Below are 15,872 nucleotides of genomic sequence, written 5' to 3' on the forward strand. Positions count from 1 at the left end.
CCCAACCCGCCGTCCGGGCCCTGAAGACTAGAGCCCGGCGGCGTGGTGGCGCAGATGGTCTTCCATGAAGCTGGCGATGAAGTAGTAGCTATGGTCGTAGCCCGGCTGCATGCGCAGCTCTAGCGCCTGACCCGCCGCCTTGCAGGCTTCCTCGAAGAGGCGGGGGCGGAGCTGCTCTTCCAGGAACTGGTCATCGCTGCCCTGATCGATCAGGATCTTGCCGGCGCGCCGCCCGCGCTTCACCAGTTCCGTGGCGTCGTAGTCGGCCCAGGCCGAACGCTCCGCGCCCAGATAACCCGAAAAGGCCTTCTCGCCCCAGGGCACTTGCATCGGCGCCACGATCGGCGCGAAGGCCGAGACCGTGCGGTAGGTGCCGGGGTTCTTGAGCGCGATGGTGAGCGCGCCGTGCCCGCCCATGGAGTGGCCCATGATGCCCTGACGGCCCAGATCGATCTGGGCGCCGAAGGCCTCTGCGATCACGCCCGGCAGCTCGCTCGTGATGTAGCTGTACATGCGGTAGGCCTTGGACCAGGGCTCCTGCGTGGCGTCCAGGTAGAAACCCGCGCCGGTCCCGAAGTCATAGCTTTCGTCCTCGCCCGGTATCTCCTGGCCGCGCGGCGAGGTGTCCGGGGCGAGGAGGGCGAGGCCCAGCTCGGCGGCCATGCGCTGCGCGCCCGCCTTCACGGTGAAGTTCTCCTCCGTGCAGGTGAGGCCGGAGAGGAAGGTCACCAGCGGCACCCGCTCGCCCCCTTGCGCGTGCGGCGGCAGGAAGAGGGCGAAGCGCATGGGCCCGTTGCACAGGGCGGACTCGTGGCGGAAGACGCCCTGAACGCCGCCGAAACAGCGGTTCTCGGAGACCGTCTCCAGGCTCATCAGAAGGTCACGACGCTGCGGATCGACTTGCCCTCGTGCATCAGGTCGAAGGCCTCGTTGATGCGGTCCAGCGGCATGGTGTGGGTGATCATGGAATCGATGTCGATCTTGCCGTCCATGTACCAGTCCACGATCTTCGGCACGTCGGTGCGGCCCCTGGCCCCGCCGAAGGCTGTGCCGCGCCAGGAACGCCCGGTGACGAGCTGGAAGGGGCGGGTGGAAATCTCCTGACCCGCGCCGGCCACGCCGATGATGACCGAGACGCCCCAGCCCTTGTGGGCGCACTCCAGCGCCTGGCGCATGGTGTTGACGTTGCCGATGCACTCAAAGGAGTAGTCGGCGCCGCCGCCGGTCAGGTCCACCAGATAGGGCACCAGATCGCCTTCGACCTCCTTCGGGTTGACGAAGTGGGTCATGCCGTAGCGCTCGCCCAGCTCCTTCTTGGAGGGGTTGAGGTCGACGCCCACGATCTTGTTCGCGCCGACCAGACGCGCGCCCTGGATCACGTTGAGGCCGATGCCGCCCAGGCCGAAGACCACGACGTTGGAGCCGGGCTCGACCTTGGCCGTGTTGATCACCGCGCCCACGCCGGTGGTGACGCCGCAACCGATGTAGCAGACCTTGTCGAAGGGCGCGTCCTCGCGGATCTTCGCCAGCGCGATTTCCGGCAGGACCGTGTAGTTGGAGAAGGTGGAGGTGCCCATGTAGTGCAGCACCCGCTCGCCGTTGATGGAAAAGCGGCTGCTGCCGTCGGGCATCAGGCCCTGGCCCTGGGTGGAGCGGATCGCCTGACAGAGATTGGTCTTGGGGTTGAGGCAGTACTCGCACTCCCGGCACTCGGGCGTGTAGAGGGGGATGACGTGGTCGCCCGGCTTCAGGGAGGTCACGCCCGCGCCGACCTCGACCACCACGCCCGCGCCCTCGTGGCCCAGGATCGCGGGGAACAGGCCCTCGGGGTCTTCACCGGAAAGCGTGAAGGCGTCGGTGTGGCAGACACCGGTCGCCTTGATCTCGACCAGCACTTCGCCGGCCTTGGGTCCCTCAAGCTGAACGGTGGTCACCTCCAGCGGTTTTCCAGCCTGAAAGGCGACGGCGGCGCGAACGTCCATGGCTATTCCTCCCCGATCTGAACGCGGCAATGAGCTCTTGTCGAAGGGGAGACTTGCAGAGCCCCGCCGCGCTGACAAGCCCGCAAGCGACCGCCCCTTGCCCCTCAGCCCCGCGAGGCGCTGCTCACGGATCGATCAGGTCGTTTTCCAGGAGGGTTTGGGGCGGGGGGCTTGGGAGGCCTGCGCTCTCCGGTTACAGGCTTGCCGCTAGCGCGGCGGCGGCGCTTTTCGTCTTCGTCGTCTAGGAAGGACATCCTGGAGGCTCCTTTCTGGAAAGGGGAAGGGCGCGCAAGGCCGCAAAAAAAGGGCCGCCCCGCCAGGTGGCGGAAGACGGCCCGTTTCGGTGGCCCAAGCGTCTAAAGGGGAAATCACGGACAGACTGTGCCGTGCCGTATAGACTATGAAAATTGGTGGTACTTGTCAAGTTATTTTTCTCTTGTGGCGATTATCCGCATTGTGCTTCCGCCGCCTCTTTCCTAGTCTTCTGGATCATTCCGGGCTCTGACGGGGAGAGGCGAGCATGGTGGGCGACAAGGGAACTGCGGCTTCTGACGAGCAGCGCGCGGCGCGGATCGATCTGGCCGCCGCGCACCGGCTGGCGGCGCTCAACGGGTTCCACGAAGGGGTCTGCAACCACTTCTCCCTGATGCTTCCGGGGCCGGAGCCGCGCACCTTGATCACGCCCTTCGGCGTTCACTGGTCGAAGATGCGCGCCTCCGACTTGCTGCTGATCGACGGCGAGGGCCAGGTGCTGGAGGGTGAGGGGGAGCTGGAGCTGACCGCCGCCTGCATCCACGTGGCGGTCCACCGGGCGCATCCGCGCGCCGCCTGCGTCATGCACAGTCACATGCCCCACGCCACGGCGCTGACCACGCTGGAGGACCCACGGCTGCTCCCGCTCGGCCAGACCTCCCTGAAGTTCTATGGCGACGTGGCCTACGACCGGGACTACCGGGGGCTGGCCGAGGATGCGGAGGAGGGCGCGCGCATCGCCGCCTGCCTGGAGGACAAGCGCGTGCTCTTCATGGGCAACCACGGCGTCATGGTGGTGGGCGCCTCGGTTCACGAGACCTTCGATCAGCTCTATTACCTGGAGCGTGCAGCCCAGCTACAGGTGCTGGCCTATTCGACCGGGCGGCCCTTGTCGCTGGTGGGGGAGAACATGGCGAAGGCCACCAAGGCGCAGATGGACGCCGAGCGCGAGCTCTACTCGAGAAAGCACTTCGAGGCGCTGAAGCGCATGCTGGCGGAGGATGCGCCGGGCTTCGCGGACTGACCCCGGTCGGGCATCACTCTTCTTGGGAAAAAGCGGCGGCGGCCTCGGGCGTGTCCAGGTCGAGCAGAACGGCGCCGTCGGGCATCGCGACCTCGGCCACCTGCTCGGGATAGTCGGAGATGAGGTGGCGCGCGCCGACGTCGCCCTGGAGGGTCTGGAGCTCCGCGAAGAAACGCCGGGCGATCAGGACGGGGTTGCCGCGCTTGCCACGGAAGGTGGGGATGCAGATGGCGCGCCCCTCGGCGGGGTTGAAGGCGGCGATCAGGCGGTCCAGCACCTCGGCCTTGACCGCGGGCATGTCGCCCAGCTGCACCAGCACCCCGTCCGGCTGTCCCGGCAGGGCGGCCAGGCCACGGCGCAGGGAAGCGGCGATGCCGCTGGCATAGTCCGGGTTGTGCGCGAAGGTGAGCGGCAGGTCCGAGAGAGCCCCGCGGACCGCTTCGGCCTCATGCCCCGTCACCACCACGATCGCCTCGGCCTTGGAGGCGAGCGCGGCCTCGACTGCGTGGCGGACCATCGGTTTCTCGTCGATGCTCATCAGCAGCTTGTTCACCGCACCCATGCGGCGCGACTGTCCGGCGGCCAGCAGCAGGACGGCGACCTCAGGCGCGCGGGGGGCGGCGCCGCCGGCCTCGCTGCCGCTATCGCTCCGCTCGACGGCGGCGGCGCGGGGCAGGGGCCGCGCCGAAGTTTCCTTGAGGAGGCCGCCAGCCCCCATCTCCATGATGTCGCGCGGCGTCACCGCCAGATCGCAGAGCAGACGCCTCAGGACCCAGTCGAAGCCGTTGATCTTGGGCGAGCGCGCGCAGCCCGGCAGGCCCAGGACCGGCAAGCCCTCCCAATCCGCCAGCAGCAGCAGGTTTCCGGGATCGACCGGCATGCCGAAATGGACAATCTCCCCACCAGCCTCCACGATGCCGCCCGGCACCTCGTCGCGCCGGTCCACGATGGCCGAGGCGCCGGAGACCAGGAGCAGTTCGCAGCCCTCCGAGCGCAGCTCCTTCAGGGCGGCTGCGACCTCGTCCGCCGCATGCCCGCAGCGGCGCTCCAGCGCGGGCGGACAGTCGAGCTGCGCCAGACGCGCGTCGATCACCTCGCGCCCCTTGTCGAGCAGGGCGGCCTTGCCCTCGGGCAGGCGAGTCTGGACGAGGCCGACCTGCCGCGCGCGCAGCGGGGCGATGCGCACCAAGGGTTCGTTGCCCAGGGCGGCCAAGGCGGCGTCGTGAGAACTCTTGGACACCGCAAGCGGAATGATCTTCACCGTCGCCACCATCTGGCGCGGCTCGACCATCTCGTAGGGCGTCAGGGTCGCCACGGTCAGGGCCTCGTCGACCCGGTTGAAGGCATCCAGCCGCTCCCGGTCGATCACCGCCAGCCCCCGCGTTGCGGCGATCAGGTTGCAGCGGCCGGTAAAGGCGGCTGAGGTGGTGAGACCCTCTCCGCAAAGCGCTGCGGCGAGGGACTGCGCGGCCAGATCCTCGTGAAGGTCGCCGGCTTCGAGCCGGGCGGCAATCACGCTCTCTATCCCGGCTGCCTTCAGCGCGGAAAGGTCTTCGGCGCTCAGCAGCCGTCCTTTCTTGAAGGAGAGTTTTCCCTGTTTCAGGGAATGGGCGAGATAGGTGCCCTCAGCCTCATCGGTCGCGACTGCGCCGAAGATCATGACGCCGGCTCCCGCTTCACCAGCGGCTCGGCGCCCCGCAGCACCTGCGTCATCTGCGCAAGCGCCGAAAGTGCGATCTCCGCCGGCGACTTCGCGCCGATGGCAAGGCCCAGGGGCGCATGGATGCGGGCGATCTCCTCTGCGCTGAACCCGGCCTCTTCCAGGCGGGCAACCCGTTTCGCATGGGTCCGCTTGGAGCCCAGGGAGCCGACGTAGAAGGCGGGCGAGCGCAATGCGATCTGCAACGCCGGATCGTCCAGCTTCGGGTCGTGGGTCAGGGTGATCACCGCCGTGCGGTGGTCCAGCGCCAATGACTCGAGCCCTTCGTCCGGCCAAAGCTCCACGATGTTCAGGCCGGGGAAGCGCTCCGGTGTGGCCCAGGCCTTGCGTGGGTCCACGATGGTGACTTCATAGCCGGCGATCCGAGCGAGCGGCGCCAGCGCCTGGGCGATGTGCACTGCGCCGACGATCACCAGCCGTAAGGGCGGGTTGAAGACCTGAAGGAAGTAGCGCTCTTCGAAAAGGCCGCTCTTGTCCGAGCGGATCGCCTCCGCGGCGGCCTCGCGCAGCGGACCGCCGACCTCCAGGTCGCCCTCGACCTTGTCGCCCAGCAGAAGGGATTGTTCGCCGCTTTCCAGCTCGGTGACCAGGACGGCTGCCTGCTTTTCAGCGCGGGCTTCCTGCAGGGCCTCGAAGAGCGCCAGCTTCATCCCAGCGCCTCCACGTAGACCTTCACCGTTCCGCCGCAGGCGAGGCCGACTTCCCAGGCTTCCTCGTCGCTGACGCCGAAGGTCAGCAGCTTAGAGGGCGCGCCCTCCATGATCTGCTTGGCTTCATGCACGACAGCGCCTTCGATGCAGCCGCCCGAGACCGAACCCACCATGCGGCCCTCTTCATCCACGGCCAGCTGGCTGCCGACCGGACGGGGGGAGGAGCCCCAGGTCGCGACGACGGTGGCCAGCGCCACCTTGCGGCCCTCGGCCTTCCAGCCGCCGGCCGATTCCAGAACGTCGCCTTCGTTCATGCGCTCTTCTCCAGCCATTCGGACATCTCCTTGCGTTTGCCGGGCGTCTGTTCGCCCAGCGCTTCGGCCAGATCCTTCAGGCCCTTCAGGTTGTGCACGGTGCGCAGCTCGTCCACATGACGGATCATGGCCTGCGCCCCCATAGACTTCGGAGCGTAGCCCTCGTAGCGCAAGAGGGGGTTGAGCCAGATCAGACGGCGGCAGGATTTGTGCAGCCGCTCCATCTCCTCATCCAGGCCCTCGGCGCCCTCCCGGTCGAGACCGTCGGTAATGAGCAGAACCACGGCTCCCTGGCCCAGCACGCGGCGGGACCAATTGCGGTTGAAGTCGTGCAGGCAGGCGCCGATCCGCGTTCCGCCGGACCAGTCCACGACCTCTTCTGAAATCTTGTCCAACGCCAGGTCGATGTCCCGGTTGCGCAAGGGGCGCGTGATGTTGGTCAGGCGGGTGCCGAAGACGAAGGAATGCACCCGGTCGCGATCGTTGGTAAGGCGGTGCATGAAGTGCATCACCATGCGCGAGTACTGCGCCATGGAGCCGGAGATATCGCAGAGGATGACCAACGGTGGGCGCCGAAGCTGCCGTTCCTTCCAGCGCAAGGGAATGATGTCGCCGCCGCCTTTAAGCGCCTGACGCAGGCTGGCGCGTAGATCGGCCCGGCTCCCGCGCCGGTTGGGGCGATAGCGTCTGGTGCGGATCTCCTGGAGAGGAAGTCGCATCGTTTGGATCGCGCGCTTGGCTTCCTCGATCTCCTCGGCGCTCATCTGCTCGAAGTCCATTTCCTGGAGCAGTTCACGGGCGGAGAAGGTGAGGGCGGCGTCGATCTCCAATTCTTCCTTCTCCTGCGGCTCCCCCTCGCTTTCCGGCGAGCCAGGCTCCTTGTTGAAGGCTTCGGCGACGCGGCGGTTGATCTGCTCCTTCTCCATGGGTTTGGCGCTGCTGTCGGCGATCTCCGGCAGCACCATGCCCATCATGCGCTCCAGGATGCGCGGGTTGCGCCAGAACATGTGGAAGGTCTGGTCGAAGATTTCCTGCTGGTCCCGGCGGTTCACGAAGACGGCGTGCAGCGCCCAGTAGAAGTCGTCGCGCCGTTCGATCCCGACGGCCTCCGCCGCGCGTACGGCATCCAGCGTCTTTCCGGGCCCGACCGGCAGTCCGGCGGCGCGCAGGGTCCGCGCGAAGAAGAGAATGTTCTCCGCAAAGCGCCCGCCGCCGACGGAATAGCCGGGGTCGTGGGCGCGGTCTGGGCTGCCGTTGCCTTCTGTCATGAGGTCACGCGATGCCGGTTGCGTTCATCTCCCGCCGCACCTGCTCGAGGAGTTTTGCGGCCTCCGAGCCCTGCATCTTCTCGATGTCGTCCTGGTACTTCAGAAGGACGCCCAACGTGCTGTCGATGGTCTCCGGGTCGAGCGCCACCTTGTCGAGCGCGGTCAAGGCTTCGGCCCAGTCGATCGTCTCCGCGACGCCGGGCAGCTTGAAAAGGTCCACGTCGCGCAGGCCTTGTACGAAGGCCACGATCTCCTGGCTGAGGCGTTCGCCCGCGCCGGGCGCTTTGACCTTCAGAATCTCCAGTTCCCGCTCGGCGGTGGGATAGTCCACCCAGTGGTAGAAGCAGCGGCGCTTCAGCGCGTCGTGGATCTCGCGCGTCCGGTTCGATGTGATGATGGTGAGCGGCGGCTGCTCGGCCTTGATGGTGCCCATCTCGGGGATCGTGATCTGATAGTCCGACAGAACCTCTAGGAGGAAAGCCTCAAAGGGCTCGTCGGTGCGGTCCAGTTCGTCGATCAGGAGAACGGGCGATCCGCCGACGCTGGGGCGCAGCGCCTTCAGCAGGGGCCGCTCGATCAGGAAGCGCTCTGAGAAGATGTCGTTCTCCAGGCTTTCGCGGTCACGGTCGCCTGTCGCCTCGGCCAGACGGATCTCCACCATCTGGCTGGCGTAGTTCCACTCGTAGACGGCGGCGGAGACATCCAGGCCTTCATAGCACTGGAGGCGAACCAGCGGACGCCCGAGGGTCTCCGCCAGCACCTTTGCGATCTCGGTCTTGCCGACCCCGGCTTCGCCTTCGAGGAACAGGGGCCGCCCAAGCTTCATGGCGAGGTGCAGCACGGTCGCAAGGCTGCGGTCGCCCACGTAGCGCCCCTTTTCGAGGAGCGCCAGCGTTTCGTCCACGGAGGCGGGGAGGTTGGGCTGTTCTGCGGCCATGAAGCTAGGCTCCCGGATCGAGGTGTCTGTACCGGGAGACTATAGGGGCGGACAGGGGGATAGCAACGGCGCGGCGGCGCGCCGGGCTACTTCTGAACCCAGCTGCCGTTTTCCTGCTGAAAGTAGGTGCCCTTGGGGGCTTTCTGGAAAATCTGCTTGGCGTAGACCCGGCCGACGTCGGCGGGCGATACGCCCTGCTTGGCCGCACGGTCCTGATAGATCCCGCTGCGTTGAGCGTTCACCTGGTTTACGAAGCTTGTCGCGCTGGGGTCGCGTGCGACCAGAAGGCCGTCATAGCGCTCGCCCACCGCGCCGGAGCGGCGCAGGTCGTCAAGCTGGTCGGCCAGGGCCGGCGCGCCGAAGGAAAGAGTGAGCGCGGCGGCGGTCAGCAGGCCGGCGAACGCGCGTCGGGAGAAGCGAAGCTGTGTCATGCGTCTGGCCTCTAGAAGATGTCAGGGTTCTCTTGGATGTCTTCCTGCGCCTGCTCTTCGAGCTTCACGCGGACCTCGGCATCCAGTTTAACGTTGAGGTTGATGGTGATCGGCTCCTTGGGGGCCTCGACCTTCACTGTCGGAGTGCAGGCGCTGAAAAGCGCGAGCGCGGCCAAGAGGCCGAGCGCGGTCAGCGCGGCTCGCCCGCCATCGAAGGCGGCGACGGCCGTCCGGGCGCTCTTGTTGGTATGTCGTTCCACCACGGGAGCTTCCTTTTGCTTCGAGCCATTGGGTGCGTAACACCCATGGTAATACTACGGATCGCTTCTTGGAAACGTTCCCGTGCGGTCGAGCAAAAGCTTTCCGATGTCGCTGCCCACCCTCAAGGCTTCCAAAAGGGATGTTGGATTTGTGCTTAGGTTTATGTTGAAACGAAATGGATAACCATCCAGAACGTCGGGGTTTTTTCCCTCTAACGAGAAAGATATGGTCAGCTCATCCTCGCTTGGTTTATCGAGGGTCACGCCAAAATCCTGATACTGAAAATTCTCCAGGGCATCGAGCATCAAGGTGACGGACTCGCCGCCGCCCGCCAGAGCCTGACGGGCGGTGGGCGAATCGTAACGGATCACGCCGGTCTCCTGATCGTCGAGGCTGCCCTGGTCGATCCGCACCACACCGTTCTCCAGGCCGATGGGCAGGCTTCCGGAGAGTTTCCCGGTCGCGCTCAGCCCTTCGACGCCGAGGAGGGCGGTCAGCTGCGCCAGATCCAGGTCCGGAAAGCTGATCTTCATGCGACCGGACTGGGTTAGGGGCGTGACCCTGCCCTCGGTGACCAGGACCGGCCCGAAGTCCGTGGCCCCCTCGATCCGTTCTATCAGCACCAGCGGCTGGCCGTTGCCGCCCGGCTCGATCGAGAAGCGGGCGATCACGTCGCGAATGGGGATCGCCGGATCCAGGCGCGCGATGGTGACCTCCTGCAGTCCGTCGCTGCGCGGGGCCAGGATATCGGAGAAGACGACAGTCCCGTTCAGCGCCCGGACCTTGGTTCCGGCGGAGGTAAAGCCGAGCGCGTCAGCGCGCAGTTTCCCGCTGGCCCGCAGACTGCCGCCCGAAAGCCGCAGGTTTAGTGAGGGCGTGACCTCGCCGCTGGCCTCCTCCAGAACGGCAAGAAGCGGGGAGAGGTCGGCGGGCTGCAAGCCGCCTTGCTCAAACTGCAGGGTGGAGCCGCCCAGCCGCCCGCTCAAACTTCCGCTGGTTGGATCGAACTGGCCCGAAAGCGGAAGACGCGCCTTGCCCCGGGCCAGCGTCAGGGCGCCGCTCAAGGCGACCGCCGCTTCTGCCTGGGTGGCGGAAACCGACATTGCGGCGTCTGAAAGCGCAGGATGCAGGATCTCCGCAATCGCCAGCGTCACCGCTGGGCCGTCGCCGGAAGGCCTCAGTTCCGGAAGGGTTTCGGCTGAGAGATTGGCCGAGAGCGCAAGGCCCTCCAGCGACGCGGCCTGATCGGGCAGGCCAAGAGACGGCAACAGGGTTTCGCCGATCAAAACACTGTCTTCAAGGCTCAAGGACAGTCTGCCGCCCGGCTGAACGTCAAGCCGCGCGGGGCCCGTGATCGCGAGGGCGGGCAGTGATGCCTCAAGGGTCAGGGCCTCAAGCGTCTCTGCATGGCGGGCGGAAAGTGTCTCTATCCGAAGCGCCTCGGATGGGCGGATGGTGAAATCCTTCATGGTGAGGCCCTCGGTAAAGGAAACCGTGAGGCCCTGCGGGAAGGTGACTGCACGCGCGCGCGGCTCGTGGTGAAACTCTAGAGGACCGTCTAGGGACAGGGATTGCGCCGCCAAACCGCCAGCGCCTTCAATAGCGAGCGTGGCGGAAAGCGCGCCGTCGAGCGCCAATTCGCCTTCCTTGTAGTCGAGGGCGCCCCTGTAGCTGCCGTCGGTCAGAGTGGCCTGCGGCAGGGGAAGTGAACCGGCGGTCAAGGACAGCGCCCGGCCGGTCAGAACCGGGCCCTCCGCCTCCAGATCAAGGGTGATCGCGCCCTGCTGTTCAAGGCGGCGCTCTGCCTGCGTGACTTCCATGCCGCCGCCGCATTCGATCCTTAGGGACCCGCCCACATCTCTCACCGCCAGCGCAAGGGCGTCGCCAGTCGGCCGGAGCGTGATTACCTCGTCCGAAGCGAGGAAGTCCGGCAGCATCAATCCCGGTCCCGCTTTGCCGCTCAAGCGGCTGTCGCCCGCCAGCGTCAGGACCAGTTCACCTCCATCGGTTTCTATTACGACCTCGGTTGTGAGTTCGCCCCCGCTCAAGATGTCTTTCCAGGCCAGCTTCTCTCCGGCAAGCGAGAGCTTGCCGCTCGGCGCTGCGGCGAGCAGCGCGTCGAAGCCTTCCGGCATGCCGGGCGGTTGGGTCGCGGAAAGCTCTCCGCTGAAGCTGAGGGTGCCCTCGGGCGCGGAAGGGACCAGGGCCCTCAGGATGGCGTCGTCGCCCGCCAGCGCCCCCTCGAAAGAAAGGCTCCCCAGCAATAGCTCCCCCGCGCTCTCCAGATTGGCCCGGAGGTCCAGGCGGGTTGGGTCGGATGGCCCGCCCAGGGTCCCCTCAAGACTCGCGCCCTTGGCGCCCTGCTTCAGCCGCATCGCGGCGTCCAGTGGCCGTGGGCTGTCTTTTGCCGTTAGCTCGCGAAGGTCGAGAGAGATGTCGCTTTCCACCCCAAGAGCGATCAGGGCGGAGAGTAAGGTCGCAGGCGACATCCCGGCGTCGCCGAGGCGGGTGACGGCATCCAGGGGTCGTGGCAGGGAGACGTCAGCGGCGAGCGATCCTTCCGCTTGCAGACCTTCCGCCGGGACGAGGGACCAGAGCGGGCTCTCAGGCTGAAGCGAGAAGGCGGCCTCCAGCGTCAGATCTTCACGAGTTCGCAAAGAACCGAGCGTGGCGTCGAGACGTCCTTTGTTGGCGGGGGCCTGCAAATGGAGAGTGCCGGTGAAGCGGTCTTCGCTGAGCCTGACGAGGAGCGTGGAAGGCCCAAGATCCCGGCCCTCCCAGAGCAGCGCCTGGCCATCCAGATTGAGTTCCAGGAAGCTGGGCTCCAGGTCCTTCAGGACCGCGTCCAGGGGGCCCGAAAAGCGCCCAAAGTCACTGTCCAGATCGAGCATCAAGTGTGCTGAAAGCAGCTTTGCTTCCGGATTGACGAGGCGCCCCTCGATCCTGGCCGTCACGGGCCCCTGGGGCGTCGTAACCGCGACCCGGGCGTCGCGGAGCCGGATCGGGGGGAGAGGAGGAAGATCGGGCAATCCACCGGAAGCGCCGCTGGGCGCGGAAAGGTCTAGGTTGGCTCTCAACCCCTGCACGTCGATGCCCTCCAGGCGACCCGACAAGAGGTCTGAAGGTCTGTAGTCGACGGTCAGGCGTTCGACCGATGCCGCATCGCTTCTGATGCCGGTGATGATGACTTGATTGCCCGTGAAGGCGGAGACCGTCAGTTCGGTCTTGTGCCCCTGCTGCTCCAGGACGCGCTTCAGCGCCCACTCGGCGAGGGTGCTCCGGAAGCCTAACGCAGCGACCAGAACCAGGACGATGCAAAGGGAGGTCGCACCGGCGGCGATGAGCAGGAATCGCTTCATGGATGAAAGGCTAACCCTGCCGGGTCCCTCCCGGAAAGACGAAACGCCGGACCCTGTCGCGAGGGTCCGGCGTTCCAGTCACCGAGACTATCGGCTGAAGGCTTATCCGGCGGCGGAAACCGCGCGGCGCGCCATCACGCCCACCAGGTGCGCGCGATAGTCGGCGGAGGCGTGGATATCGCTGTTGAGCCCATCCGCCGCCACCGAGATGCCCGAGATGGCGTCGGCGGAGAAGTTGCTGGCGAGCGCGCTTTCCATCTCGGAAGAGCGGAAGACGCAAGGGCCGGCGCCGGTCACGGCGACCCGGACGCCGTCGGCGGTCTTCGCCACGAAGACACCGACGATTGCATAGCGCGAAGCCGGGTTGTCGAACTTCTGATAGGCGGCGGCGTCCGGCACGGGGAAGGAGACCGAGACGATGATTTCGTCGTCGTCCAGCGCCGTCTCGAACATGCCGGTGAAGAAGTCGTCGCCCGCGATCTCCCGCTTGTTGGTGCGCACCGTGGCGCCCAGGCCGACCACGGCGCCCGGGTAGTCCGCCGCCGGGTCGTTGTTGGCGATGGAGCCGCCGATGGTGCCGCGGTTGCGGACCTGCGGATCGCCGATACCGCCCGCGAGCGCCGCCAGGGCCGGGATCTTGGCCTTGACGGTGTCGTTGGCGGCGACCTCGGCGTGGGTGGTCATTGCGCCGACAACGACCGCGCCGTCTTCCTCGCAGATGCCTTTGATCTCGGCGATGCCGCCCAGGTCGACGACGTCGGAAGGCATGGCAAGGCGCTGTTTCAGCGTCGGCACCAGCGTCATGCCGCCGGCCACGATCTTCGTGTCGTCGCCGCTGCTCAGGGCCTTCGCCGCCTCGTCGAGGGAGGAGGGCCTGTGATACTCGAAGTTATACATGGATAAACCTCCTTACTCGGCTGCCATGGACGTGGACTTGGACTGCAGGGCGCGCCACACGCGTTCCGGCGTGGCAGGCATCTGCATATCAGTCCCGATGGCGTTTGTGACGGCGTTCATGACGGCGGCGGGGGCGGCGATCGCCCCTGCTTCGCCGCAGCCCTTTACGCCCAGCGGATTGCTCGGGTTCTCGGTCTCCGTGAAGCCGAGCTTCAGGTCCGGCAGGTTGTCGGCCCGCGGCATGCAGTAGTCCATGTAGGAACCGGACAGCAGCTGCCCGCTCTCCAGGTCGTAGACGGTCTGCTCGCAGAGCGCCTGACCGACGCCCTGGGCGATGCCGCCGTGAACCTGACCTTCGACGATCATGGGGTTGATGATCTTTCCGAAGTCGTCGACGGCGGTGAAGCTGACGATCTCCACCACGCCTGTATCCGGATCGACCTCCACCTCACAGATCTGCGTGCCGGAGGGGAAGGTGAAGTTCAGGGGATCGTAGAAGGCGTTCTCGTGGAGCCCGGGCTCCAGGCCTTCGGGGTAGTTGTGAGGCACGTAGGCGGCAAAGGCGATCTCCTGGATCGACTTGGCCTTGTCGGTGCCCTTCACCGTGAACTTGCCGTCGGCGAAGTCGATGTCCGACTCCGACGCCTCCAGCAGGTGGGCTGCGATCTTACGGCCCTTGTCGATGATCTTCTCCGCCGCCTTGACGATGGCCGAGCCGCCGACCGCCAGCGAGCGGGACCCGTAGGTCCCCATGCCGAAGGGCGTGCGCTCGGTGTCGCCATGCACGATCTCTACCTGTTCGGAGGGAACGCCGAGATAGCTCGAGATGAGCTGGGCGAAAGTCGTCTCGTGACCTTGCCCGTGGCTGTGCGAACCGGTGTTGACGATCACCTGTCCGGTCGGATTGAAGCGGATCTCGGCGCTCTCCCAGAGGCCCACGCCGGAGCCCAGGGAACCGACCGCCGCCGAGGGGGCGATGCCGCAGGCTTCGATGTAGCAAGAGAAGCCGACACCGCGCAGCTTGCCTCGGCTCTCCGAGTCCGCTTTGCGATCCGCAAAGCCTTTATAATCAGCTAGTTCCAGGGCTTTGTTGAGGTGCGCAGAGAAGTCGCCGCAATCGTAGGCGAGGATCACCGGCGTCTGGTAGGGGAACTCCTGAATGAAGTTCTGGCGGCGGAACTCAGCGGGGTCCATGCCCAGTTCGCGCGCCGTCTCCTCCATCAGCCGCTCGACGATGTAGGTCGCCTCGGGCCGGCCCGCGCCTCGGTAAGCGTCGACCGGGGCGGTGTTGGTGTAGACGCCGCGTACCTCCGAGTAGATGTTCGGGATTACGTACTGCCCCGACAGCAGCAGTGAATGCAGATAGGTCGGCGTCACCGTGCCGAAGAGGCTTGCATAGCCGCCCAGGTTGGCGATGGTCTTTTCGCGCAGGCCCAGGATCTTGCCGTTCTCGTCGACGGCAAGGCTCGCCTCGGTGACGTTGTCGCGGCCATGCGCGTCCGACAGGAAGCTTTCGGACCGGTCAGCGGTCCACTTCACCGGTACGCCCAGTTTCTTCGAGGCGTAGGCGCAGGCGACCTCCTCGGAATAGATGTAGATCTTGGATCCGAAGCCGCCGCCCACGTCCGGGGCGATGATGCGCAGCTTGTGCTCAGGCGCGAGACCCACGAAAGCCGACATCACGAGCCGGGCTACGTGCGGGTTCTGGCTCGTGGTGTAGATGGTCATCATGTCCGAGCCGCTGTCGTATTCGCCCAGCGCGGCGCGGGGTTCCATGGCGTTCGGGATCAGGCGGTTGTTGATGATGTTGAGCGTTGTGATGTGCTTGGCCTTGGAAAAGGCTTCCTCGACAGCATCCTTGTCGCCGATCTCCCAATCGAAGCACTCGTTGTTCGGCGCCTCCTCGAAGAGCTGCGGCTTGCCGTCATCGCAGGTGGTCGCGGGGTCGATGGAGGCGGGCAGTTCTTCGTAGCTGACCTCCAGCGCGTCTGCCGCGTCACGGGCCTGGGCCAGAGTCTCGGCCACGACGATGGCGACCGGGTCACCGACGTAGCGGACCTTGCCCTTCGCCAGGATCGGGTGGCCCGGCGTCTTCATCTGCGAGCCGTCCTTGTTGGTGATCACCCAGCCGGCGGGCAGGGCGCCTACGATGCCGTCGGCCTCCATGTCGGCGTTGGTGAAGACGCCGAGCACGCCGGGCATGCCCTCAGCCGCGCTCTTGTCGATGCCGGTGAGATTGGCGTGGGCATGGGGGCTGCGGACCATGACCGCGTAGCCCTGGCCGGGCCGATTGAAGTCATCCGTGTAGCGGCCCTTGCCGGTCAGAAATCTGTGGTCTTCCTTGCGCTTGATCGCAGCGCCGATTCCGTCTGTGGACATGATGGGATTCCTTCCCTGTAATCTCTCGTCTGCTCTGGCTGCGCCGCGCCGTCCGGCGGCAGGCGGAGCCCGGGCGGAGTCTTACTCCGCAGCCTGCTGGCCGCCGCGCATCTGCTGTGCGGCGTCGAGCACGGCCTTGACGATGTTGTGATAGCCCGTGCAGCGGCATATGTTGCCCTCGAGCCAATCGCGGACCTCTTTTTCGCTGGGGTCCGGGTTGTGCTGAAGCAGATCAACCGCGCTCATCACCATGCCCGGGGTGCAGAAACCGCACTGCAGGCCGTGATGTTCCTTGAAGGCCGCCTGCATGGGGTGCAGTTCGCCGCCCTGGGCGAGGCCTTCAATGCTGGTCACGGACGCGCCTTCGGCCTGAACGGCCAAAAGCGTACAGGATTTGA

At 66.2% G+C, this 15,872-nt stretch carries 14 protein-coding genes; 1 reads left to right on the forward strand and 13 read right to left on the reverse strand.

The genetic code is table 11. From position 1 onward, the window contains the following. Nucleotides 1-27: 27 nt before the first annotated feature. Both fghA and P8X75_08670 read right to left on the reverse strand, forming a co-directional pair. Nucleotides 28-873, reverse strand: a complete 846-nt coding sequence (gene fghA / locus P8X75_08665) for an S-formylglutathione hydrolase (protein ID MEJ1995273.1) — start codon at nt 871-873, stop codon at nt 28-30. Further along, the gene (locus P8X75_08670; protein MEJ1995274.1) at nt 873-1,982 is read right to left on the reverse strand and encodes an S-(hydroxymethyl)glutathione dehydrogenase/class III alcohol dehydrogenase; all 1,110 of its coding nucleotides are present in this window, start codon (nt 1,980-1,982) and stop codon (nt 873-875) included. The genes fghA and P8X75_08670 overlap by 1 nt, the downstream gene beginning before the upstream one ends. Nucleotides 1,983-2,502: 520 nt before the next feature. Here P8X75_08670 and P8X75_08675 point away from each other — a divergent pair. Next, complete coding sequence (locus P8X75_08675) at nt 2,503-3,258, forward strand: aldolase (protein ID MEJ1995275.1); 756 nt, start codon at nt 2,503-2,505, stop codon at nt 3,256-3,258. 13 nt (nt 3,259-3,271) lie between these two features. On the opposite strand, the gene P8X75_08680 is transcribed toward P8X75_08675, so the two are convergent. From P8X75_08680 to P8X75_08730, 11 genes are all read right to left on the reverse strand, one after another. After that, nucleotides 3,272-4,918 carry a molybdopterin-binding/glycosyltransferase family 2 protein gene (locus tag P8X75_08680; protein ID MEJ1995276.1) on the reverse strand — a complete coding sequence of 549 codons (1,647 nt, stop codon included), beginning with the start codon at nt 4,916-4,918 and terminating at the stop codon, nt 3,272-3,274. After that, the gene (locus P8X75_08685; GenBank protein MEJ1995277.1) at nt 4,915-5,628 is read right to left on the reverse strand and encodes an XdhC family protein; all 714 of its coding nucleotides are present in this window, start codon (nt 5,626-5,628) and stop codon (nt 4,915-4,917) included. Before P8X75_08685 ends, P8X75_08680 begins: the two co-directional genes overlap by 4 nt. Further along, nucleotides 5,625-5,960 carry an XdhC family protein gene (locus P8X75_08690; protein ID MEJ1995278.1) on the reverse strand — a complete coding sequence of 112 codons (336 nt, stop codon included), beginning with the start codon at nt 5,958-5,960 and terminating at the stop codon, nt 5,625-5,627. The genes P8X75_08685 and P8X75_08690 overlap by 4 nt, the downstream gene beginning before the upstream one ends. Beyond that, nucleotides 5,939-7,210, reverse strand: coding sequence for a VWA domain-containing protein (locus tag P8X75_08695; protein ID MEJ1995279.1), 1,272 nt, complete (start codon nt 7,208-7,210; stop codon nt 5,939-5,941). The genes P8X75_08690 and P8X75_08695 overlap by 22 nt, the downstream gene beginning before the upstream one ends. 4 nt (nt 7,211-7,214) lie before the next feature. Beyond that, on the reverse strand, nt 7,215-8,147 hold the full coding sequence (locus tag P8X75_08700) for a MoxR family ATPase (GenBank protein ID MEJ1995280.1): 933 nt from the start codon (nt 8,145-8,147) through the stop codon (nt 7,215-7,217). A gap of 86 nt (nt 8,148-8,233) precedes the next feature. Further along, nucleotides 8,234-8,578, reverse strand: a complete 345-nt coding sequence (locus P8X75_08705) for a YdbL family protein (GenBank protein MEJ1995281.1) — start codon at nt 8,576-8,578, stop codon at nt 8,234-8,236. Nucleotides 8,579-8,589: 11 nt separating this feature from the next. Then, nucleotides 8,590-8,841: a YnbE family lipoprotein gene (locus tag P8X75_08710; GenBank protein ID MEJ1995282.1), complete on the reverse strand. Its 252-nt coding sequence runs from the start codon at nt 8,839-8,841 to the stop codon at nt 8,590-8,592. Nucleotides 8,842-8,892: 51 nt separating this feature from the next. Continuing rightward, the gene (locus P8X75_08715; GenBank protein MEJ1995283.1) at nt 8,893-12,198 is read right to left on the reverse strand and encodes a YdbH domain-containing protein; all 3,306 of its coding nucleotides are present in this window, start codon (nt 12,196-12,198) and stop codon (nt 8,893-8,895) included. A gap of 102 nt (nt 12,199-12,300) precedes the next feature. Beyond that, nucleotides 12,301-13,095, reverse strand: a complete 795-nt coding sequence (locus P8X75_08720; GenBank protein ID MEJ1995284.1) for a xanthine dehydrogenase family protein subunit M — start codon at nt 13,093-13,095, stop codon at nt 12,301-12,303. A 12-nt stretch (nt 13,096-13,107) separates the two neighbouring features. Further along, entirely contained in the window at nt 13,108-15,474 is a 2,367-nt protein-coding gene (locus tag P8X75_08725) for a xanthine dehydrogenase family protein molybdopterin-binding subunit (GenBank protein ID MEJ1995285.1), read from the reverse strand. 81 nt (nt 15,475-15,555) lie between these two features. Beyond that, a partial coding sequence (locus P8X75_08730) for a (2Fe-2S)-binding protein (GenBank protein ID MEJ1995286.1) occupies nt 15,556-15,872 on the reverse strand: 317 nt, incomplete at its 5' end.

The organism is Limibacillus sp. (assembly GCA_037379885.1).
GTDB lineage: Bacteria > Pseudomonadota > Alphaproteobacteria > Kiloniellales > CECT-8803 > JARRJC01.